11 protein-coding genes are annotated in these 25,547 nt (G+C 46.0%); 10 read left to right on the top strand and 1 reads right to left on the bottom strand.

Annotated features, from left to right (window positions below):
- The first annotated feature begins 32 nt into the window (after positions 1–32).
- From AYW76_RS16785 to AYW76_RS16740, 10 genes are all read left to right on the top strand, one after another.
- Positions 33–938, top strand: a complete 906-nt coding sequence (locus AYW76_RS16785; protein WP_067223337.1) for a PIG-L deacetylase family protein — start codon at positions 33–35, stop codon at positions 936–938.
- 235 nt (positions 939–1,173) lie between these two features.
- Complete coding sequence (locus AYW76_RS16780) at positions 1,174–6,921, top strand: beta strand repeat-containing protein (RefSeq protein WP_067223332.1); 5,748 nt, start codon at positions 1,174–1,176, stop codon at positions 6,919–6,921.
- Between the two features lie 353 nt (positions 6,922–7,274).
- Complete coding sequence (locus tag AYW76_RS16775) at positions 7,275–8,213, top strand: glycosyltransferase family 2 protein (protein WP_067223329.1); 939 nt, start codon at positions 7,275–7,277, stop codon at positions 8,211–8,213.
- On the top strand, positions 8,210–9,199 hold the full coding sequence (locus AYW76_RS16770) for a UDP-glucuronic acid decarboxylase family protein (protein ID WP_231872644.1): 990 nt from the start codon (positions 8,210–8,212) through the stop codon (positions 9,197–9,199). The genes AYW76_RS16775 and AYW76_RS16770 overlap by 4 nt, the downstream gene beginning before the upstream one ends.
- Entirely contained in the window at positions 9,196–10,320 is a 1,125-nt protein-coding gene (locus tag AYW76_RS16765) for a LicD family protein (protein WP_067223322.1), read from the top strand. Before AYW76_RS16770 ends, AYW76_RS16765 begins: the two co-directional genes overlap by 4 nt.
- A gap of 382 nt (positions 10,321–10,702) precedes the next feature.
- Positions 10,703–14,284 carry a beta strand repeat-containing protein gene (locus AYW76_RS16760; RefSeq protein WP_067223319.1) on the top strand — a complete coding sequence of 1,194 codons (3,582 nt, stop codon included), beginning with the start codon at positions 10,703–10,705 and terminating at the stop codon, positions 14,282–14,284.
- A gap of 156 nt (positions 14,285–14,440) precedes the next feature.
- Positions 14,441–15,073, top strand: a complete 633-nt coding sequence (locus tag AYW76_RS16755) for a TIGR02466 family protein (RefSeq protein WP_067223316.1) — start codon at positions 14,441–14,443, stop codon at positions 15,071–15,073.
- Between the two features lie 18 nt (positions 15,074–15,091).
- Positions 15,092–15,475: a DUF6447 family protein gene (locus AYW76_RS16750; RefSeq protein WP_067223314.1), complete on the top strand. Its 384-nt coding sequence runs from the start codon at positions 15,092–15,094 to the stop codon at positions 15,473–15,475.
- Positions 15,476–15,517: 42 nt separating this feature from the next.
- Entirely contained in the window at positions 15,518–16,312 is a 795-nt protein-coding gene (locus AYW76_RS16745) for a SapC family protein (RefSeq protein ID WP_067223311.1), read from the top strand.
- A gap of 223 nt (positions 16,313–16,535) precedes the next feature.
- Complete coding sequence (locus AYW76_RS16740; RefSeq protein WP_067223308.1) at positions 16,536–17,564, top strand: phospholipase effector Tle1 domain-containing protein; 1,029 nt, start codon at positions 16,536–16,538, stop codon at positions 17,562–17,564.
- Positions 17,565–17,622: 58 nt separating this feature from the next.
- On the opposite strand, the gene AYW76_RS16735 is transcribed toward AYW76_RS16740, so the two are convergent.
- The gene (locus AYW76_RS16735) at positions 17,623–24,999 is read right to left on the bottom strand and encodes a DUF4347 domain-containing protein (protein ID WP_067223306.1); all 7,377 of its coding nucleotides are present in this window, start codon (positions 24,997–24,999) and stop codon (positions 17,623–17,625) included.
- Positions 25,000–25,547: the final 548 nt, after the last annotated feature.

Genomic DNA, 25,547 nt, shown 5'->3' with positions numbered 1-25,547 from the left:
ATTAATGCGTGTATATAAGGTTAGGTGTTTATATGTTTGAGCGCCATTTTACGCCTTATGAAGTTACCTCTGCTGTGATTGGTAATCGAATCGCTATTTTAGCGCCTCATCCAGATGATGAAGTGTTTGGTTGCGGAGGTAGTGCGAGAAAATGGTCAAATGAAGGCAAGCGAGTCCAAGCATTCATAATAACATCTGGTGTGCTTCCAGATGAATGTCTAGAAGAAAGTAGAGACATCAAACGCTCAAACAAAATAGCGTTACGAGCCAATGAGTCTCGGGCTGCGGCTAAAGTTTTAAATTTACCCGAGCCAGAATTTTTTGGACGTCAAGATGGCGCATTGTTGAATGATAAAGATATAGAAGAACTTTTGTTTGAGCGTCTTCAAAGCTGGATGCCCACGACCCTTGTAGTGCCTTCTATATGGGAAATGCATCGAGACCACAGGGCAACATCAGAACTTGGCCTTTCTTTAGCTAAGCGACTGGATTCGGTGAGGCGTATAGCGTTTTATGAAGTGGGTGTACCTTTGGTACCTAACTGCTTAGAAGATATTACGCAGTGCCAAGAACTAAAATGGTTGGCCATGAACCAATTTGCATCGCAACTACAAGTACAAGATTACGCGGAACAAATTCGAGGACTCAATAAATTTCGGTCTTATACGTTAGGTATGGAAGTTCATTATGCTGAAGCATTTTATACAGTAGACAAAAGTGAGTTTAAACGATTTTGCGAGACGAGTGGCCTAAGTCGAACGACACAAGTCTTGATGGCAGCCGAAAAAGAGCGCCAAAAAGACCAGCAATTGATGACTCAGTCGCAACAACGCATTCACGAATTAGAGAGTACTTTAGAGCAAATGCACCAATCACACTCTTGGCGAATAACACAACCTTTACGTTGGCTGCGCAAAGTGCTGAAGAAAATAAAATAGTGTAATTATTGTGTTAATGTGATTATTGTCACACCATACCGTGTAAATATGGTAATAGAATTGTAAAAGTGAAAAAGCATTCGCTACATAAAGTTGTCATACTTAAGAGCCATAATTCGTATTTTAAGTTGTTATGCGATGTGGTTGGCGTAATCATGTACAAAAACACACTAAACTGACAAGCTGATTTTAAACTGCAGAGTTTAGTAAAAAATTTGATCAAGGAGATTAGTTAATGGCTATTAGTCAAAACCAGCGTACGGAATTGCTTACCCTTTTAGTAGGCATGTTTGATGGCGCACCAACCTCTGATTTGCTGTCTGAACTTGCAACAGGATTGGATAACGGCGCAACCTTGGAAGGTTATGCTTACAACCTTGGTAACTCTGCAGAGTTTTCATCTTTGTACGGGACTTATCTAACATCACAAGAGTTTGCAGAGCGATTTGTCGAAAACATTCTTGGTGACAACGTCGCTGAAGCGCTAAAAGCGGAAGGGGCACAATTTGTCGCAGGTCTAATGGACGCGGGTGCTACGCGAGGCCAAGCTGTTTTTCAAGCCATTCAAGCTTTGGCAGCCGTGCCTGAAGATGACGCGGATTGGGGGGATGCGGTTGCGCAACTGAACAACAAAGTAGAAGTAGCAGAATACTTTGCTTTGAATGGAGAGTACTCAGGTCTTTCTTTAGAGCAAATGCGTTCAGTAACAGACGGCATTTCAGCAGATTCAGCGACAGTTGATGCGAAGATTACTGCGATTAACACAGGCTCTCTTTTCGGTAATACTGGCAACGACGAAAACGTGTTTGAGCTGACGGCAGGAACAGACCGTGGTGCAGACTTCGTTGGTACGTCTAGCAACGATATGTTTGAAGCTTATCTATCACAAAATTCGTTTGCTGGTGGTGTATCCAATACATTGTCGTCTGCCGACCGTTTGGATGGACAGGGTGGCATCGACACGTTGTATGCAGAGCTTGTACCTGAATTTTTTGGCGCAACAGCTGACGTACAGAACCGCATCGACGTACAACCAACAACCTCCAATATTGAAATTATTGAGCTCCAAGCTCGAGATTTAGCAGCCAACACAAGTGGCGTGACCCTTGATGCGAAGAGCATGACCGATATCGACAAAATCGGTTCTAGCTTCTCAGACGGCGATCTAGTAATCGAGAACCTAACAACTCTAGAATCTGACGGTAACCTACGCAACACAGGTGATCTAACAGTAACGATGGTTCACACAGATAACTTTAACTCTGACCAAGATGCGTCGGACTTAGCAGTTTACTTCGATGAAGATTACCTAGTATCTGGTCAAACATCTGAAGCGCAAGCGTTCTACTTCCTTCTTGACGAAGACGCAAACCTTGCAAACAACCCTGATTTGCTAAACAACATCAACGTTGACGGTATCCGTTTCAGCCTAGACGGCGGCGCGACTATTATCGACCTTGATGCACCTGAAGCGGCGACAGCGGGTACGCACGCTGGTTTCGTTGCAGCCCTTCAAGCAGGTTTAGCAGAATTAATTGCTGCGGGCACTGTTCCAGCAGGCACAACACTAACACTTGACCCAACCATCACTGACTTCACGTTCCTTGACAGCGGTGAGCGTTCTGTTGATATCCCTGCGATCGTTCTAACGACTGGCGACGGTTCTGTTGTAACGCCAATCGGTTACAGCCAAGTAGAAGATGCAATCGGTGAATACGACCTTTACGGCCGTTTCAATGCACAAAGCCAAGTAAGCAACGACCCAATCTCTATCAAGGTAGAGCTGGAAAAAGTAGGTCGTGACGGTGAAGGTGGCAACCTAATCATCGGTGGTAAAGACCAAAACTTGAATGGCGACACAGACGTTGACCAAGCAGACGGTATTGAAGTATTCAACATCTCTGTATTAGGTAACGAAGACAAGCCATCTAACCTTGGTTCAATCATGTCTACTAATGGTGCGCTACGTACGGTAAACATCGTAACGGATGCAGCGTTTGTTGATGGTGATACGTATGCCGCTTTGACAGTTCGTGGCCAAGACTTAGCGGGCACAACGAATGACGAATCTCCTTTCGGCGGAACGCTTGATACCATCAATGCAAACAGCTTCCTTGGAGACCTGAACATCGGTCAAGAATACGCTGCACAAGATGTAAATACGCTAAACGCAGCGGGCGGTGGTGATGTGTACTTTAACGCAAACATTACGGCGGATGCTGAAGGTGTATACAACTACGCAACCGGTACGGGCAGTGATGAAGTAATTGTTACCGTTCAAGGCGATGCGGTAGACGATGTGAATACGAGTCTAACGATTTCTACGGGCTCAAACGACGATAAAGTTCAAGTTGTGATGGGTGAAGATCAAGCGGGTCTGTCTCAACAAACATCAAACGAACTGCAAAACCTACGCATTAACACCGGTTCTGGTGCGGATGAAGTGGACTTGGATGCTTACGGTAAGTTCTATGTGGCCACAGGCGAAGGCAGTGACTTCGTTCGCGTCAACTCTGTTGATGAGAACGGTGATGCATCGACAGGCTCTTGGACAGTTGGCGATGACAGTGGCATGCAAACGTTTGCTGAACGCGTACTGTACAAAGCGGAGTTGACGCTCACGTTTGCTGGCCTTGAAAGCACGGTTAGCATTAACACAACGTCTGCCAATAACTTTAAAGCCACTCAGCTGGACATCAATACAGCGCTAGCGGCGGCTATCGAAGACAGCCCAGAATTGTCTAAGTTGCTTGAACTGACAAAACAAGACGGCACACAGCAAGTAACCATTACATCACTAGTTGGTGGTTTAAATGACTTGCGTATTGACATTGCTCAGCCAGAAGTATTGGCAAGTGGTTCAACGGTTGGTGCAGGTCAAGTAATCTTGTCAACATCGGACGTAAGCTCTGTATTGCAAGGTTTGATCCAAACTGGGGTTACGGTTCCAAATGGTTCATCAGCGGCGGCAGCAGACGTTGTTACAGCGCTGGCAACGATTGATGGCAACATCGATAATACTGGTACTACGGGGGCGGATTACTTAGCCTACGCGGACGGTGGTTCTAGCGATTCAAACATTGGTATCAGCTATTCAGTGATCAATGTTGGCAATGGCAGCAACGATCTGGTGGTAATGCATTCTCACGAAGACAGTGCAAACGTACTAGAGATCAACCAAACTTTTGGTAAGGTTACTGTTGTTAACTTCCATGACATCTCGCCAAACGATGTGGCTAATCAGACGGAAGTGGGCAACCATGCCATTGACTTTACACATTACCTAGACAATCGCACAGACGATTCGGTCAGTAACGGAAATAACTTCTCTGAAGAATCCATAGCGGTAACATTAAATACCAATGCTCAGCTTACCGGTTCTGCGGCAAGTACAGGTACGGCGTTAGCTAACTCTGTCAACATGCTGAATTTTGATAACACAGCGGGCACACTTGCTTGGTCAGATTTGACGGCCTCTAACCTTGTTGCCGCGCTAAACGGCGGCACCTCAGTAGGCGGTATTGTCGATGGAACATTAGATGCTGTTGCGTCTACAGCTAACTTAGTTGGCGATGTTCAAAAGCACATTGTAATGGTTGAAAACGATGCGAATGTAGGGGAATACAAAGTCTTCTACCTAACGTCTGCAAACAACAACACAACGGGCGATTTTGATACCAATACAGCGACCTTGTTGGGTACGCTCGACTTTGGCGCCTCAATTAACTTCCCATTGGTAGGCTCAGCGGAGTGGGATGCTGCCATTGAAAACTTGCTGACGTCGAAAAATGACAGTACACAGATCTATGACAACGCTGACTACACACTTGCTGAGGCGACTAAAACGAATGATCTGACTAACAACTACTCGATTGAAGACACGCTAGAAAACCTGTTGGCGGCCAATGTAAACAACCCTACAGGTACTCGAGAAATCTTAGTGAATGCAGAATCCATTACTATTTCAGACAGCGGCAGTGATCTAGACGGTGAAGAAGTACTGTTTACAGGGATATCCTTAGGCTCAGCAGGCACCGCGATTAACTTTGATGATGATGCAGCGACCTTATCACTCAGTGAATTGCAGTTGATTACGGGGTCAAGCTCAGGTCAATACAGTTTAAGTACAGATGTATCCGATCAATTGACCATTGAAGGCACTAACAATGCTGACACGGTCCTTGTAGTTGGCAACGCTTCCTACATTTATAACTTGAACGATGGCGATGATGTGTTGCAGGTCCAAGGCGATAATATCGGTACATTTGCCTCAAAAGTCCAAGTAAATGGTGGCTTGGGAACAGATGAAGTGAGTTTTTACAATGGAAACTTTGGAGCTCAGACAATTGGTGGTGGTGCAAACGTTACTGTGACGGATGCGGCTTTTGCTAATATGACAGGCATTGAAAAGGTGTCAGGTGCTGGTGGTAATTCATTTTTTACCGGTTACTTCAGCCTTACGCTAGGTGTGAATGCTAACACTGCATTTACCTCAGGTGTTGAAGTGTTTTCGGGGCTTGGTAGTCAGTTAAACCTTTCTGCGGCGAACGCAACGATGGTCATTACAGCCACTGGTGATGACCGTGACGATAGCATTACCACAGGTTCCGGTGATGATATAATTAATGCTGGTAATGGTAATGACACTATTGACGGCGGCGCAGGTGCGGACTCTATTGACGCTGGTGCTGGTAATGATACGGTAACTTTTGACGCGGATGATATTGCTACTGATTCTGTGGATGGTGGAGCGGACAGCGACACTATTACGGCGGCTGGTCAAACTGGCCCCGTTACAATTGATCTAACTAGTACAACAGATGCTTATGTAAACTTTGAGAACATTATTGGCTCTGATGGTGCTGATACGCTGACAGGTGACACTTCTGTTAACACAATCAATGGCGGCGCTGGCGATGACATCATTGTGGCGCAAGACACTGACACGATCGACGGTGGTGCAGATAACGATACGGTACGCTTCGGAGCCGCGGTTACTTCGGCAAACCTATCGAATGGTGATCTTCTGAATGTTGAAACCGTTGAAATCACAAATACTGGCGATGCTGCGTATGATTTCAGTGCACAAACAGAAGCATTAACCATCACAGGTAACACCGGTGCAGATACCATCACTGGCGGTGCGGGTGCAGATACCATCACTGGCGGTGCGGGCGATGACATCCTTGTGGCGCAAGACACTGACACAATCGACGGTGGTGCAGATAACGATACGGTACGTTTCGATTCAGCTGTTTCTGCGGCAAACCTATTGGATGCTGATCTTCTGAATGTTGAAACCGTTGAAATCACAAATACTGGCGATGCTGCGTATGATTTCAGTGCACAAACAGAAGCATTAACCATCACAGGTAACACCGGTGCAGATACCATCACTGGCGGTGCGGATGCAGATACCATCACTGGCGGTGCAGGTGCTGATATTATCACTGGCGGTGCTGGTGCGGACATTATTGATTTGACAGATGCTGATAATGCAGTAGATACAATAGTTTACTCTGCGGCTAGCGACGGAACAGACATCATTACTGGCTTTTTATCAGGTGAAGACCGAATCGAGATTGATGGCGCCTTGCAAACTCAGCTAGATGATGTGACTGTCGATACTAGTTTTACTTGGGTTTCTGCAACTGATGATAATACATCTGCGTCTGAAACGGTGGACTTGTCTGTCGCCGAAGCCATCTTTATGAACTCTTCGAATTCAGGCGTATCAGAGGCGAATTTAACTAATGGCGGGCTAGTACTTCAGGCACTTAATGATCAGTTTAATAACTCTGTACCGGCTAATAGTGAATCTTGGTTCGTCGTTGTTGAATCCAGTGATAATGCTGGGACATTTGGTGTATATGTCGTAACTGATGCCGGAAACGGAGACATTGATAATTCAGGAGACAGTATTCAAATTTTGGGTGTCGTAACGGGTGATACTGTAGCCACCTCCGACTTTATTATGGCTTAAGGTTGGGTGACTTAAAGTTTAATCTTACTGATACCTAGTATCATCCGATACAAAACCCTCGTCTCTTCGGAGTCGGGGGTTTTTTATTATCGATCTATGTATTTGTTCCAGTTGGAGTGTGGATGATTTGGGAAAACTCATGCTGTTTGAGTGTCTTGATAGACTAAGTGAAGTTGCCCCGACGTTAGATAAAGGAGGGCAAAACCTTAATCGTCGAGCGTTGATTAGGCGACTCTAATGAGTTGCCATTTTAGCGGTAATCCAAAAGCATCGTGGCATATGACAGTAATAGAGAGCCTTTACTACAAGTATCCGCAGTAACGTTCAGTGTAAGGAAAATAGGAAATAGAAGGATGAATAAAATCGATCATACGCCAAAAGTAAGTGTTGTGATGCCTGTTTATAATCGAGTGCATCAAGTATCAAGAGCGATCGACAGTATTCTGGCGCAAAGTTACGAGGACTTTGAGCTAATCGTTGTGGACGATGGATCACAGGACGGCACGATAAAAGTAGTTGAGCATTATGCAAAGTGCGACAATAGGGTTCGTTTATTGTCACTTCCGAGCAATGGTGGTCAAGGATTGGCGCGAGCATTGGGAAATGATGCGGCAAAGGGGGAGTACATTGCTGTTATGGATTCAGACGATCGAGCCGCGCCGAGGCGGTTGGCATTGCAAACTGAATTTTTAGATCAGCACCCAGACATCACTCTGGTAGGAGGGCAAGCGACGAAAGTGTTTTCAGACACAAGCGTTCGCATGGATATGCTGAGCGGGGACGCGCAATTAAAGGCGTTATTGCTAATGATGGACTGTGCTTTTGTACATCCTACTGTCATGATTCGAAAGGCGTTTATGCGGCAGCATAATCTCAATTACAGTGCCGAACGTCGTGGTGACGACGACTTTGAGTTTTATTTACGGATGGTCGAAGCGGGCGCTACCTTCTACAATATGCCGGATCAACTGGTCGAATATTTTCGTCATGAAGGAAATATCAGTGCAAATACGCCGCGAATAAATCAAGACAAAACGCCTTTAAGGGTTCGACTATTAAGTTTATATTATCCCGAGTTAACCGTATCTGAGATACAAGCCATTGCCAAAATCATGCAAACGGGAGCAAGTTTGTCTGCTAAACAAGCATATCAAGGTATTCTAGCGGCAGAGAAGGCGCAAACCATGCAACACAGCTATTTTGGTGAAGATCATGCTTACCTCAACCAGATATTGCAAAGAGCTATCATGATTGTCACTAAAGCATTAAATAAATCTGGGCATCAGGTATGACACAGGTGTTCCCGTTAATGGAGAAAAATCGCACTTTTTTAGTCACTGGTGGTGCGGGTTTCCTAGGGTTTCATTTATCTCAGCGTTTATTGGAAATGGGGCATTATGTTATCGGCATGGATAACCTAGCAACAGGGTCGTTGGCAAATATTGCTCAGTTACAAACCCATGTACGGTATCGTTTTTTGCAGCAAGACATCGTACTGCCATTTGATGTGAGTAGCCTTGATGGAATATTTCATTTAGCGTGTCCTGCGTCCCCCATTCACTATCAAGCTGACCCGATAGGCACGACTAAAACATCGGTCATTGGGACATTACACGTATTAGAATTGGCGGCCAAACTCAATATTCCAATATTATTCACGTCGACATCTGAGGTATACGGTGACCCTGATCAATCGCCACAAGTAGAAACTTATCACGGTAATGTAAACCCAATTGGCCCTAGGTCGTGTTATGACGAAGGAAAGCGCTGCGCAGAAAGTCTGTGTTTCGATTTTCAAAGGCAGTTGGGTGTATCCGTGAAGGTGGCTAGGTTATTTAACAGCTACGGACCGAATATGGCGGTAAACGACGGACGAGTTGTAAGCAGTTTTATAAACCAAGCGCTTAATGACCAACCGATCACTGTTTTTGGTGAAGGAAAACAAACGCGTAGTTTTTGTTTTGTCAGTGATACCATTGATGGCTTGTTAAAATTAGCTCAGTCCGAATGTTCAGCCCCCATTAATCTTGGTAACCCGAGCGAAATCACAGTGTTAGCACTTGCGCATAAAGTGATTGCATTAACAAATAGCCATTCCGAAATCATCTATCGTGATTTACCGATAGACGATCCCAAGCGCCGCTGCCCTGATATATCATTAGCGCTCGATAAATTAGGCTGGTCACCCCAAGTAACGTTAGACAAAGGGCTAGAGCTGACATGTCGATTTTACTCAACGTTACTTTCCAGTAAGAAAGAAAAAGTCCCTCATTTATGACGAAGACAGAGTGTCTTGATCTTATTGCAGTATGCAAACGCACCTTAGACCGTCAGCCGAGTTCGGCCCGACACTATTTTCTGTTAATAAACGCGTTTAATATGCTTGGATGGCATCAACAGGCTTTAATTTATGCTCATAAAGCAACTCAGTTGATGCCACAACACTACGCTATTCAGGCGCTTTTATTAAGGACGCTGTTATTTACAGGGCAAATAAACGCGGCCTGGTCTCATGCCCAAACACTGCTAACGGTCATGGGAGGGAACTGGCAAATCCTCAATGCCGCGGCAGAGGTAGCTCGCTGGAAAGGCCTGATGACACATGCGCTTAAATGGCAAAGACTAGCGTTGGAGCACGTTCTCAGCAGATCACATCAATCTAACTTATGTACGGCTAATGCATGTGATTTTAACTACGTAGAGAATGAGACGCTTCTGTGGCAAATATTGCAATTGTGTCATGATGCTGGCATTAAGGTGTTTCCGATCGCAGGCAGTCTTTTAGGGTTAGAGCGAGAAGGGCATTTATTGCCTTTTGATAAAGATCTAGACGTTGGCGTAGATTATCGCCACCTCAACAAAGTGGTTAGATTGTTAACACAGCACGGGTGGTGGGAAGACAGTGCATCTTTTGGTATGAAAAACCCCCGAGTGATGCGCCATGTTTCGGGGGTTGCGTTAGACGTGTGTGGTTTTTATACGCCTGCGAGTAGCTCTGCATCTTATGGTGGCTTTTGGGCAAAAGGATTGGCTCGTGAAACACAGCGTATTACCGTATACCCTGTTTTTAATACCACGCTTAAACAAACACCTGTAGGACAGTCGTGGTATCTCAGTGAGCCAATTAATTGGTTAGTCGCTTTATATGGTTGCGACTGGCAGACTCCTAACCCCTATTTTGACTCTGTGATAGGTGCAAAGAACCTAACAGCATGTACGGAATTGACCGATTACTATTTGTTTTCTCATCTTACTCAATATTGGCAGCAGGGTCGCATGGGTAAATTTATGGAGAGCCTTCAAAGTGGGCTACGTCATGCGCCTGATGACGTTTTGCTTTTGGCTTCACTGAACAAATGGCAAAGCTGGGGCACACAAGTAAGCATTGCATACACATAGCGTAAATATTGCCTAGCACATCAAAAAGTGGTTGATTATAAACGAAGTTTTATGACAGTCTTATCAACCGAAAAAATGTCATTTAGACACAGACATTCTGATTAACAAATTTAGACAAAAGATTACTCGTGTGATGCCCATCACAAACTCTGGGCAAAATCTCGATTATTCTGAATCATATGCTGGATGAGAGGCGTTCTTCTCACCAAAGTGTAACAAATATAGTTGATAATCTTTATCATCGTGTCTGTTACATTTCATGCAAACAGTACTAACGCGGATGCGTAAGTAATCACTAAGACTTTCTCAAGTCAGGCCAATACATTGAACATTGGTCTACTGTGAAGTTTAGTAAATAACCTTTGATCAAGGAGTTTTATAAATGGCTATTAGTCAAACACAGCGTACAGAACTACTGACTCTTCTAGTTGGTATGTTCGATGCAGCACCAACATCTGACCTTCTTTCTGAACTAGCAACAGGTCTAGACAATGGCGCGACACTAGCGGGCTACGCAGCTAACCTAGGTGAGTCTGCTGAATTCTCTTCTATCTACCCAACATACCTTACAGCAGAAGAGTTTGCTGAGCGTTTCGTTAACAACCTACTAGGCGACAACGTTTCAGCTGATGCAAAAGCAGAAGGTGCTGCATTTGTTGCAGGCGCAATTAATGCGGGTGCTTCTCGCGGTGAAGCGGTTGCTGTAGCAATCGAAACATTGGCTTCTGTTCCAGAAGACGATGCGACTTGGGGCCAAGCAGTTGCTGAGCTAAACAACAAAGTTGAAGTAGCTGAGTACTTTGCACTAAATGGTAACTACTCTGGTCTATCTCTAGAGCAAATGCGTACTGTTACAGACGGTGTAACCGCTGAAGACGCTACAGTAACAGCTAAAACTGGCGCTATTGATGATGGCACACTATTCGGTGGCAGCAACACTGGTGATAACATCTTCGAATTGACTGCTACGACTGACCGTGGCGCTGATTTCGTAGGTACGTCTGGTAACGATCTTTACGAAGCGTTCCTATCTCAAAACTCTTTCACTGGTGGTGTATCTAACACATTGTCATCTGCTGACCGTCTAGACGGCCAAGGTGGTGTTGACACGCTAACAGCTGAACTAGTACCTGAGTTCTTTGGCGCAACCGGTGATGCACAAAACCGTATCGACGTTCAACCATCGACTCAAAACATCGAAATCGTTAAAATTCAAGCGCGCGATGCATTGACTGATGCGGCAGGTTCTGCAACTACATTAACTGTTGATGCGAAGAACATGACTGATATCGATAAAATCGGTTCTAACTTCTCTGACGGCGATCTAGTAATCGAGAACCTAACAACTCTAGAATCTGACGGTAACCTACGCAACACAGGTGACCTAACAGTAACGATGGTTCACACAGATAACTTTAACTCTGACCAAGATGCGTCTGACTTAACAGTTTACTTCGATGAAGATTACCTAGTATCTGGTCAAACATCTGAAGCGCAAGCGTTCTACTTCCTTCTTGACGAAGATGCAAACCTTGCAAACAACCCAGATTTGCTAAACAACATCAACGTTGACGGTATCCGTTTCAGTCTAGATGGCGGCGCGACTATCATCGACCTTGATACACCAGAAGCGGCGACAGCGGGTACGCACGCTGGTTTCGTTGCAGCACTTCAAACAGAATTGGCAGCATTGATTGCTGATGGCACTGTTCCAGCTGGTACAACGCTAACACTTGACCCTACCATCACTGACTTCACGTTCCTTGACAGCGGTGAGCGTTCTGTTGATATCCCTGCGATTGTTCTAACGACTGGCGACGGTTCTGTTGTAACACCAATCGGTTACAGCCAAGTAGAAGATGCAATCGGTGAATACGACCTTTACGGCCGTTTCAATGCTCAAAGCCAAGTAAGCAACGACCCAATCTCTATCAACGTAGAGCTTGAAAAAGTAGGTCGTGATGGTGAAGGTGGCAACCTAATCATCGGTGGTAAAGACCAAAACTCGAATGGCGACACAGACGTTGACCAAGCAGACGGTATTGAAGTATTCAACATCTCTGTATTGGGTAACGAAGACAAGCCATCTAACCTTGGTTACATCACATCTACTAACGGTGCACTGCGTACAGTAAACATTGCAACAGATGCAGCGTTTGTTGATGGTGATACTTTTGCAGCGTTGACTATTCGCGGTGTGTCTGCTGAAGCGGATTCTGTAACGCCATTTGGCATTGGTTCTACAACATCACAAGATCAGTCGATCGATACAGTGAATGCAAACAGCTTCCTAGGTGACCTAAACATCGGTGAAGAGTTCGCAGCGCAAAACGTTAACACGTTGACAGCAGCGGGCGGCGGTGATGTGTACTTCAACGTTGCAATCGACGAAGAAGGCGATTACAGCTACTCTACAGGTGCTGGTTCTGATGAGATCCGCGTTAGCACTGATGGCGATGCGATCGACGACGTAAACACTAGCCTAACAGTTTCTACTGCGGCGGGTGATGACGAAGTGTACCTATCAGGTATCGCGGCTGAAACTGATGTTTCTGAAGAAACTATGTACGTACTAGACAACTTGTCTGTATCAACTTCTTCTGGTGAAGACTACGTAGAAGTAACAGATGGCGGTCGTTACGACATCAACACTGGTACGGATTCTGACTTCGTATTCATCAACAACAATGGTACTAAAGCAGTTTACACTCACGGTGCAGACTCAGGTGTATCTTCTTACCGTGACGTACTATACAAAGCGACTATGACGGTAACGTTTGCTGGTTTTGAAAGTACGGTAACGATCAACACAACGGCTGCGAACAAGTTCATCGCAACAGACCTTGAGATCAACGATGCAATCGAACGTGCAATCGAAGCGAACCCAGAGCTAAGCCGTCTACTTGACGTAACTTACGATGATGGCACACAGCAAATCACAGTAACGTCTACAATCGACGGCAACAACCTAATGGACTTCGATATTACGCAACCTGACGTTGTGAATACAGGTGCAACGGGTTCTCAAGTAAATCTAAGCACGGGTGATTACACTGCATTGCTTCAAGGTATGCTTGAATTGGGTGCTACTGGCGCAACTACTCTTACTGATTACAGCTCTATTACTTCAAGCTCAACTGCAACGGACGTTGCTAACATCATCGTAGATGACGTTGATGCTGTAGAAGTGACGGATACTGCTGGTACTCAAGGTACGCTAACAAACACATCTGTTATCAACCTAGCAAAAGGTGCTAACGATCTTGTAGCACTGGGTTCTAACGTTGATGCTGATGATACAAACAACGGCAACTCAGTTTTCGAAGAAACTACTCAATCGCTAACTCAAAGCACGAACACGCTAGTAATCGACGATACCTTTGGTAAAGTATCGATTGCCAACTTCTTTGACGCAGACGATCTAACAGAAGTAGGTTCTCACGTTCTAGATTTCACTGCGTACCTAAACAACACAGTGGATGCATCTAGCAACACAAACAACTTCTCTGAAACACCAGTAGACGTGACGTTGAATACTGATGCTACTGCTGAAGAAAACAGTGTAACGTTCTTGTCTTATGACGAAACAACTGCAAGCTCTGTAAGCTTCGACAACCTAACTGCGGCGCAATTGGTTGCAGCGTTGAACGGTACAGGTGGTACAACGGTAGCGGGTGGTCTAGTCAACGGTGATCTTAATGCCGATGCGAATGATGCTACAATAGTACAGTCTACTCAGTCTGTGATCGTAATGATCGAGAACAATCAAAACCTAGGCGAATACAAAGTATTCAACCTTGTTTCGAGCAACACTGAAGCGGGTGATGATGGTTTGTTTGCATCGTCTGGCAGCCAGTTACTAGGTACATTGGACTTCGGTAACAGCATTGATCCAACAATTGAAGTAGCGAACCTAGTAGGTTCTGCTGACTACAACACTGCAGTGTCTGATTTCCTAGCATAAGCTAAGTGATCTCTTAGTTGGACGACTCCTAGAGTCATCCTTCGCTAAGTCCGAAACCCTTCAGAATCCATTCTGAGGGGTTTCTTTTTTTGCAGTGGCAGTGTTAGGCTGTGCCATTCAAAATTGCCAGTGTCTTGGATCTCAGTGGACCGCACCATGTCAAAAAATATTAGCATCACGTTCAATGACGTGTTTGTCACGCGACTGTTTACCTTCAACCTAGAGCTGTCTGAGCATCATCCAGCATGGCTTGACTACATTGCTCAGCGCCAAGCGAGCGAGCCTGTAACGGAGAAAATGAACCGTTCAAATTACAATGGCTGGAAAACACCGTTTGACTTATTTGATGAACCGTTGTTCGCGCCGTTGCAACGCTTAAGCAAACAGTGCTTTCAGTACGTATTTGAGCAGCATCAGCAACAAGCGCAAGCAGAGCATTTTGATGTTCAAGGGTCGGTGAACTTAAGCCATCCTCAGGCGTTTAATTATCAGCACGGCCACGCCATGTCTTTGTACAGCGGCGTGTATTACCTTACGGTGCCAGAGAACTCGGGCGATATTGTGTTTCATGAGCCACGTCCAGCGGCCAAATACTCGCGCTTACAAGCAGACGGTTGCCGTTTTGGCAGTGGTGATGTGCACATCGCCCCTAAAGCCGGTCAACTGGTGCTGTTTCCCTGTTGGCTGGAGCATTCAGTGTTACCCAATGAGTCTGACCAGACGCGTATTTCGATCCCTATGAATGCGATGGAACGGACCTTATCCCCCGTTTTACCCAAAAAAAACTAACTTAATATGGAGACTAGCATGTCAAACATTACGATTAATGGCCAAGATTACACATTAGATCAGTTGTCAGCAGAGCAGCGCGGCACGGTAACGTCGATTCAATTTGCCGATCAGCGTATCAAAGAGTTACAAGATGAGATGGCGATCCATCAAACAGCGATCAATGCGTATGCTCAGTCGCTGGGTCAGAAAATGCCAAAAGAAGCCATGCCCAATGCAAAAGATGAGGTTGTAACGATCAATAATAAAACCTATGTGTTGAGTGATTTTGAAGGCGAAGCGCAAGAGTTGGTGTTTTCCATTCATAAAGCGCAGAAGTGTAAAGCAAAACTGGAAGGTGACTTGGCATTAGCGCGTACGGCTCGCTCTGCCTACGCTAATGAACTTAGTGCAGCGTTGTAATTGACGCTTAAGACATTCAACCAAACAGTAAAAGGAGTAGGTATGTCCGCAAATTGGCAAGCGCTTAGCAAAGAAAGGCATCTGTCTGCTGGATGGGTGTCGCCGACAAACTATAATCACGCTAAATCGACCAATGTGATCCCAGTTGTGGGAGCAGAAGTCAGTCAATTGTTGCCTTTTTTTCCACTTGCGTTCCTAAAAACCGACTCAGATCGTTTTCAGCTGGTTGCACTTCTGTCATTACGAGCAGGGGTTAATGTGTTTGTTAATCCACAAGGCAAATGGGTAGTGCCTTATACGCCCTCTATGTTGCGCAGTTACCCATTTAATTTGGCAGCGAACGGCACGGGAGGCTATGTGTTGGCAGCGGATACCTCATCGGAGTTCTTTTTCGAGTCGGAGCACGCCGGTACACAGCCCGTGTTAAACCAAGATGGCAGCCCTTCGGATGCGCTACAGTCCGTCATGTCATTTATGCAAGCACGTATTGCGCAGCAAACGATCACGGATAAAGCCGTGCAAGCATTGTTTGATCATGGGTTACTCGAATCCTGGGCAGCAGAAGATGACGATCAAGTCAAACACGCGGTAAACGGTGTTTATCGCGTTAATGAGTCAATGTTGAAGTCTCTTAAAGGAGAGGCTTTAGAGACGTTGAGTCAATCTGGAGCCATCGGCATTGCCTATGCCCAATTGTTTAGCCTGGCGCGTTTGAAGGATTTAAAAGTTCGTCAAGCACATCACGAACAATTGAATACGTCCAAGCCGTTGGAGGAAAAAGTGGATTTGGATAAATTGTTTGATGGTCAATCGGGCAACGATGTCTTTTCATTTTAACGCCTGAGTCTTCCTATTTTTTGATTAAGGTAGCGCAGGCTATGCTATGCCTGCAATACCATTAAAATGGAACCATTAGATGGGGGGAGACTGAATAGGACTGTCTATTCATGTGTTAATGTAGATCAGGAAAACAGCGCGACTTGCTTTCCCAATGAGCAGATCAAACGTACCATCCAATAAGTAATACGATTCAATAATAGGACTCAGCAAGGATGTTGTTATGTCTGTTTTATTTTTTCATTTTGATGGTACGTGTAACGCGCCCAGTGATGCGTATGCCCCCCCAAACGCGGATGAGAGCATTTCGAACGTTTTAAAATCTCATCTGTTACTGGGCGGTGAACTGGATAATTCTAATGGGCGTTTAAGTATACCGTCTTCGAACCGTTCTTTTTATTATGCGGGCGTAGGAACGTATGGGAGCGCGCTTGAGCGTTGGTTGAATGCTGGTTTCGCCTTTGAAAACGCGGATGTGGCCAATATTCTTCAACGTGCTTTGCTTGATTTTCAATGCCATTATCATGTCAAAATTGAGGCGATAGTTCTGATTGGTTTTAGTAGAGGCGCGGCATTGGCACGCCGCTTCGCCGCCTTGATTAATCCTTTCGTGCAGGGGGCTGTCGTCATTGAAGCGGTGATGGATACGGTAGCGTCGATTGGCTGGCCCAATTTAGACAAAACGCAACGTCCAACCCATGATGTGGTTTTTGAGTACGGCTGTCATTTACCTCGTTGTGTCAAGCATGCTCTGCATTTAGTGGCATTGGATGAGCAGCGCTTGGCGTTTCGGCCCACTTTAATGAATCACGATGCTCGTGTCACTGAGCTTTGGATGCCGGGCGTCCACAGCGACGTTGGCGGCGGGTTTCGTCAAGACAGTTTGGCGGACCTTAGCTTTGGCACGATAGCACGATGGCTACAGCGAACACTCAAAAGTCATCGTACGACTTTGTACCACCCTGTTGAACGGTTGCCATTATTTAATCGCGACTCTAGTACATATCAATACTGGTCAGAGTTGCTAGAGATGACGCCTTCTGTGACAGCCCCAGCTCATTATCAACAACGCTTCGGACACTTTGCTAAAGCGACATTAGCACCTCGCCGATGTCATGTATTAAAGGGCAATACGCCCTGTGAAAAAACGCATCCGTTGTGGCATCGCAGTGTGTTCAAACGGATGGCGCAACAGCCTTACCAGCCCGTTGCCATTCTGCAAAAACCGGCACTGGGCTGGTGCCATTATTAAGTTGAAGCAGGTGACCTGTGTGGTCAAACCCCGAGTGTCCCTCGGGGTTTATTTCGGCTTAATCGATCAGCTCATGGATACCAACAAGTTGGTCCCCAAACTGCACCCATTCGATGTCGACTAAGGTATCCACTTCGATATAAGCGTCTTTTTGATAGGTCAGGGTGACGCTACCATTGGCCAGTTGCTCAATGATGTATTCCTCAAAACGATGCTGCTGTATTGCGGTATCAACGCCATCACCACCATCCAGAAGGTCATTGCCATGGCCGCCGATTAAAGTGTCGTTGCCTGCGCCACCATAAAGCAGGTCGTCACTGATATCCGTCGACAAACTGAGCTCTCCCAATGCGGTAGCGCTGGTTAAGGAGATCAAGCCCTCTGCATTCATAAGATGATGTTGAGCTTGCTCTGATTGCGCTAAGGATAAGAACAGCGCGAGCCAAGATCCGCCTGATTCGATCATGTTGACGCTTTCGCTGATGAGTGCAGCTTGGTTACTGCCAGCAAAATCGGTGACTAATTGACTGACTTTTTGTGCTTGTGTGTACACATCAAATAAGCTGGATTGCCCCTCTAGCCATGCTTGATAGCCGATGGCGGCGATGTCTTCCATGCTAAGATTGGAGGTGACCAGCTTGTTGAGTGTGTCGCTGTCAGGCAGGCGGCCAAAGATTGCTTGATAACTGGTGCTAAGCAGGGTAAGTGCGTCGCTATTATGGGCCATAAAAGCATAGCTTTCGGTGGCCTGTAACATCCGTCCCCAGTCCTCAATATTACTGAGATTGTCCTCGCTTAAAAGAAGCTCACGCGCCACACCGTTGTCTAAGAAAACAGCATGACTGTACCAGTCACCTTCAAAACTGAAGCCTTGCGCTGAGGTGTCGCTCAAATCGGCATCTAGTGGTACATAATGAGTGACGATGTTGCCGTCATTGTTGAGAGCAAACTCAAGGGTGCCTTGTACGCTTTGGCCACCTTGTAGAACATCGTTACCGGAGCCGCCAAATAAAGTATCGCTTCCCATACCACCGACGACGGTATCGTTACCGCTGTCGCCGTAGAGTAAATCATCGCCACCTTTGGAGCCGATTACATCGTCGCCTGCGCCGCCGTGCAAGATATCATCGTCTTCGCCTAAGACAATGTTTTGCGAGTTGGCACCGGCGTAAACAATGTTGGCACCGCCGCCGCCACGGATGGTGACGTTATTGCCGACAATCACCGCAAATTCGATGTCGTCTAAGTCAATAATAGTGCCAGCGGGCAAGGCACGGGTATCAATGACCAACGCTTCTTGATTGTCGGATGAGCTCGATCCAGTAATACGAATCGGGGTGCTAGACGGGGTTGCGCTGTTTGACGTCAACGTGACTTGGTTGACCCAAAGGTTGCTCGCATTGGCTAAGTTCTCAAGGAAGTTGCCACCGGCGTTTTCCATGTCGTTTAAATCATCTTCGCCGGAAGCGCTGTCATTAATTAACGCAATCAGAGTATCACGTTGATTTTGAGTACTGGCGGTGGTGTTTGAACGAGCCGTCATGCCGACACCAGTCGGTAAACTGACGGTTGTCACCACTTGATTAGCATTGTTGTTGGCGAAGTGTAACGGGATATCGGCTTCTGGTGTGGTGCCGTTGCTGTCGGTGCGATCACGGGAGACGGGAGCGACGGTGATTTTTTGGACGGTGTTGCCGTTACTGTCTGTTTCTTCTGATGTAGTAACCGTCGCACCATCGACGTTATTCGGCTCAGGTTCAGGTTCAGGTTCTGGCTGCGGCTCAGGTTGAGGTGCTGTTGGGTTGGCCACATTCAGAGTAACGGTATTCGCTGTCACCGAATCGACCGTGCCATCGCTGACGGTAAAGTCAAACGTGGCGTAGCCACTGCCCGAATCACCGCTGTCTGGGGTAAAGGTTAGCTGTCTGATGTTGGTCAAGGGGACTTCTGTATCCACTGCCGTGATCTCGATGCCATTCAGTTTGAGGGTGCCCTGAGTCGGTAAGGTTTTAATGGTAATGTGATCAAACGTATCACCCGCGTCCACATCACTAAAACCAAAATCGGGCTCGGTAAAAGTGAAGATGCCGTTATAGGCCACTGTTTCAGTCGTGTCGGAGGCGGTGGGGGCATCATTACTGGGTAGGATTGTAATAACCTTAGTTAACGCCTCGCTTGCACTGGTGCCGTCATTTACGGTGAAGGAGATATGGCGTTGCGCTGCATTTTCGTTGCTGGTTGCAAAGGTGATGGCCATTAAGGCTGCGTTCCATTCCGCTATAGTCGCTAAGCCGTTTGCGGAGTTAAGAGATAGTACACCGCTTTCTGTGTTGTAGGAGCCGTCGATATTACCTGTTGTCGCACCATCGTTGATAAAAGAAAGCGTATCGCCTGCGCTAAAACCAGAGCTGATCTGAATATCGGCAGAGACCAGTGTAGTATTGTCCACGTCAGTTATGTTGAGCGCTGATAAAATGACAATAGGGGTGTCAGCTTCAGTGTATAAAAGGCTCTGATTAAAGCTGTTATCAAGCTGCCCTTGCGGCGTCAGTTTAATTAACCCGAAATCATGGTTCTCCTGTGTCTGGTAGTGATTGCCTGCGATAAAAAGACTGCCATCACTGGCTATGTCCATTCCCCAAGCATAGTTATTAGCGCCGTTTGCCATATCGATAATGGCATGGCCTGCATCACCAAATTCTGTATTCAGTGAACCATCAGGACGCAGCTGCGCTACATGATAGTCTGTTCCTGAAAACAGTAAGTTGATATTACCCTGATCATCAGATTCAATTTCTCTTGGGAATAAGTAACTTCCCATGACTGTGTTTAACTCTAATAGCCCATTTGTACCAAATGAACTATCTAACGTACCGCTGTTTATATCTAGCTTTTCCAGTAAAGCAATCTGCATGAAAGATGGCGACAATACTATTTGTGTTGAAAGCAAAAATATGGCTTCGCCAACTGCGTGGATACCAGTGTAAGTCTGGTATTGTTGTACTGGTAAAACCACGCTGCCATTTGTGCCCTGATCTGTTTTTAACGCCCCATTTTGATCAAAAAATGTGAGTAGATACTGGCTGCTATTTGAGTTTTTCTCAAGTTGATAAAGACCACCGTTGGCATCAGCGATTGTCTGCATTGGGGTGATGTCGACCCTTGTTTGCATCAAGTCGCTGTCCTGCCATGTCGCATCAATAGCACCATCTTCGGTAAGCATGACATTTTTATTTGTAGCGGCTAGTAAAACGCTGCCATCGCTGAATAAATATGGGATTGCAATCTGGCCATGTTGGAAAATTTCGACAGAGGCAATACCTTGATCACCATAGCTGCTATCGAGTATACCGTCCGATGTATAGCGAGCCATAAGTAATAGCTCTTCATTTGCTGCGATGTCGGGTGACTTAGCGATACCAGAAATGAGAATGTTGCCTTGCTGATCAAGCAAAATCTTATAGGCACGATCATCGCCTATATCAACAAGCCCTGAGTCATTGTTGTCCCCTGTATAGGAATACAATGAAGTTTGTACAATGCCATCACTGCCAAAGGTGGTATCTAAGCTGCCATCTGCGTTGTAGCGTACCATTGCAATATCATCGTCGACACCATTGAATGTGTACCCAACAACGATTGATTTGCCGTCAGGCTGAATAACCACGTCATAGCCACGATCAGTGCCATCATTAATTTCTTGGATGATTTTGCCGAATTCAGTGGTAAGCATCGGGGCGTCGTTGGCGGCTGAGACATTAACGCTAACGGAGTTCGTCAAACTAGTTGTATTGGTTTCATCTGTAACTGTAATGTCTATCTTGCGGGTGGATTCCGCTGGGGTATCACCTGTGACGGTGAAATTAAGCGCGCGGATCAAAGATTGCACGGTTTCTGGCGTGGCATCGCCGGTGGTAAAGTTCACTACAAAATCATTACCTGCTGTAATGGCGTTAGCCAGTGTACCGATTTGAGTGCCGTTTACGCTGACAGTTGAGCCTGCAGTCGTGCCGCCAAGGCTCACAACACCTGATGTATTCGCGGATAAAAGATCGCTTGCGGCATCGGCGTTGTTGGTCACACTGACTGTTAAGGCGCCACCGTTTAATGTGCTAGAGTCAATATCTGTTAGTGTTGCGTCGCTGTTTAAATCCAGCAGTACGCTGTTGCCTTCGGACACACTGACACTGTCGCCCGTTAGATTACTGATGACAGGCGGGTTTGGTGTCACCGAGAGAGTAAATGTGCCGGTGACAGCATTATCACCACCATTAGCATTACCATCGGCATCGTCCAAGGTGAGGTTAAACACTCGATCACCAGTGGCACTCGGCGCGCCGTATTCGAGATTGCGCACTAGGGTCTGTACGGCTGCATTGGTGGCATTACTATTAAAGCTTAGCGTAAGCGCTTTGCCACCTTGACCATCATTGATTGCATCAACCGTCGCGATGGTCGTACCAGACACTTGAATCGTTTCTCCAGCACTGATGCTGGCATCATCGCCTGAGGTTACATTAGTGCCATCCAGGCTCCAGTGACCATTTTCCTCACCTGACGTTTGGGTGATCACCAGCGAACCGCCATCGTAGTCAGCACTATCTATATTACTAACGGTCGCATCATCGAACAAACCGACATTTTGCGCCCCATTGCCCACAACAACGCTACTGGCCTCGCTAAAGACATTACCAATCACAGGAGCGTCATTGACCCCCGTCAGGGAGATAGTGCTGGTGATATTAGGCGTGCCACTGTCGCTACCGCCGCCGTCAGCACCGCCGTTATCTTGAATACTCGTAATCGTCACGACACGATTGCCAGCAGTGGTTGGGTTGTCTGAGGTATTACGGTATGTCAGCCCGTCGACCAGAGTTTGCAGTTGAGCTTCGGTTAATGTGGCGTTGCTAAATGAGACTGTGGCGGTGCTGCCGGTCACCGACACATTGGTCGTTAGGCCATTGGTGTCGGTGTTGACCGAGTTACCGTTGGTCAGAGCCACGTCTGAACCATCGAACGAGAGAATTTCATCAGAACCATCAGCAACATTGGTGACCGTGAGAGTCAGTGCTGAGAATCTCTGTCCCGTTTCAACCGTATCTGTGCTGACGGTGTTAAACAGGTCTTGCGCACCGTCGTCTTCAATAAAGGTGGGGTTACCGCCGGTGGCGGTCACGGTGGGGGCGTCGTTTATATTAGTAACGCTTACACTGATATTGCTGGTCGAGCTGTCACTGCCGTCATTCAAGGTATAGGTGAGTGAAATCGTGTTGCTTGGATCATCTGAGCTATTGCTATATTGGATAGCTTGCAAGACTTCATCGACCAATGCTTTGGTCGGCGTGGTGCCATCACTTTGGAAAGTAACCGTTACTTGACCAGTGGAGGACGTATCAAACGTCGCAATAATATGGCCGTCTGCGCTGATATTTGAGCCTGTGACAGTCAGGTTGCCACTACTTTGAATCGCGAAATTATCATAGGTGTTGGCACCACCGGTGCGAGCGATATTCACACTAGCGCCTGAATAATCGCCATTGCCGCTATTTAGTGGGTCTAGCTCCGCATCACTAATACTTACGCTGTTGTCTAATAGAACCGGGCTGCCATCTTCGGTGTAGCTTGGCGTGTTATCAAGATTGCTTAATGCTGGCGCATCATTAACCGCTGTCACGGTAATAGCAAAGGTTTGCCCCGTTAATGTGGCCGCGCTGTCTTCACCACCATCTGCAAGACTAAAGCCAAAACTATCCGAGGTGGTTTCAGAACCATCGTGCAGATATTTAATGCGATTATTATCAATATCACCTTGAGTAAAGGTGTCGTTTAGCGCTAGCGCTTCACCATTATCGACTTCGCCGTCGATATCCGCATCTAAGAATAATTGACCATTGCTTGTGGCAGTTGTGATCGTATAAGTTAAGCCTGTCCCTGAGTCATCAGGATCGCCTTCATTAAGCGCTGTATTGGCAATAGTAACAACTGAACTTTCATTAACGGGAATTCCAGTGTTTGTCGCTACCGTTGGTGCATCGTTGACAGCTGTAATATCAAGATTGATAACAGGGTTGCTGGCTAAGCTGCCACCATTGCCATCGCTGGCAGTAATCGTGATTGTAGCCGCATTGTCACCATTGGCATTACTCGCACTTGAATACTGGATCTTGGTTGGGGTAGCTAGATAGGTATTAATATTCCCCGCTGTACCAGACAGTGTCAGTGTGCTCGTACTTGAGTTAGTGACCGTTACACTGCCACCAGTGGTTGCCGTTAAGGTACCTGCGGAGGCAGCAAGAGTAACGGTTAATGTATCGCCGTCTGCATCAGTAAATGTTATAGCCGATAAATCCACGTTAGACGCAACATCTTCTGTTACTGTGATATTAGAAGGTGAATTGGAAATGGTAGGGGGGGTGTTAATAGGGGCCACTACATTTTCATAGGTAATACTTTTAAATGTTAAGTTGGAAAAATTATTTCCATTATTTGTGTTTCCATCAAGGACGAAATTAAACTCAATAGAGCTAACGCCCGTCACAGGAGAGCTATTGCCTGATTCAAACATGTCAAACATATTTGTATCTATGTTTTGAGTCATTGATTTGTCAGAGTTCAACGTCATTGTCTGAAGAGCATTACCGCTCTTATCTTTGAATACAATTGTTGAAGTGGAATCAATCATTATGCCATTAGCGTTGAAGGCGTACAATATAATTTCACTAACATCAAACGATTCAGCATCTACATTATCAGCCTTAATGATCAATGTCTTAGATAAGTCAGTCGTATTATTGTAGGCGATGTCTGGTGAGAAAGGCGTAAAGCTATTATCTATTACCAAATTGGTGTCAGTAATGGTTTTAAAACCAGCCCCGCCACTGTCAGCAGCACCAGTACCAGCAAAAGTAGCGGTATCTAAAACAAATCTGTAATACGTAAATCTAGCGGCCAAATCCGTGCTATCAATGATTCCAGTTTGCTTTTCTAAGACCCAATTTCCGTCTAAGATCTCTGCTCCGGTCAAATCCTCCGATGCAGCTACATCTGCTCCGGTTACTTGCGCCAGTTTGCCAATAAAGTCGATACCCGTTCGGTTGGCGGCCACATTACAGCCATATAGCAGGATATCGCCGCCTTCAGTCAGTGCACCGCCAATCTGGCTAAGTTGCGCTTGGTATTGGCTAAGGCTGTCAGTAGAGAGCGTCGCCGTACCGAGTCGCTGAGCACCCGTAGAGCCGTGCCCCAGGATATGGATGGCATCGTAATCAGAATGCGTTGCAGCCCAATCCGCCATCACTTGAACACCGTCTTGATCAGGGTTGACTAAGACAACTTCCATACTATCTGGCAGGCCGGCAACCAATACCTGATAGTCAGGTAGACCAGAATCAATAAAAGTGACTTGTTTTGTGGCGCTAGAATGTTGGGATGTCATCAAAGATAACCTTAGTTAAATGTGTAGGTGTAGATATGTGCATAAATCTAGTTCATTTGTCAGATTATAGTAAGTAAATTCTTGTTGGTAGGGTGGTGGTAATAGGAATAGGCGAGTTTATTAAGAATGTTGCAGTCGGATAATCGTTCCCAACGAGCCCCGAATAGAGAATTTTGGGCAGTAAGACTTGCTTGCCCAGCTCCCTGTTTTCACACAGCTAATGTCGCTTCTTACCGCCTTGCGTAGACAGCTAGATGATCCCCTGCGAGCCAAGCATCCGATGATGCTTGGTAAGCTTTATCCTTTAAGTCAGTGCCTAGAAATTGCACCAACTATGTGGAAAGCCTTAAAAAAGTTAATCAAAGCATACTGGCTAAAGATGAGGCGCGAAATATTAAGCGTTAGTCGCCCCTGAATAGCTTGCAACCCTTTGAATAAAAAGTGTTTTTATACGATAGTTAATACCTAAATCTTGCTATAAATACGCCATAAGGCCCAAAAAGTTGCAGAAATGGGTGAGTTTTATGAAGCCTCGTCAGACAAAGACC

The sequence above is a fragment of the Marinomonas gallaica genome, from assembly GCF_001639745.1.
Classification (GTDB): Bacteria; Pseudomonadota; Gammaproteobacteria; order Pseudomonadales; family Marinomonadaceae; genus Marinomonas; species Marinomonas gallaica.
The sequence above is the reverse complement of the archived record's forward strand: the minus strand, read 5'-3'. Positions and strand labels throughout refer to the sequence as shown.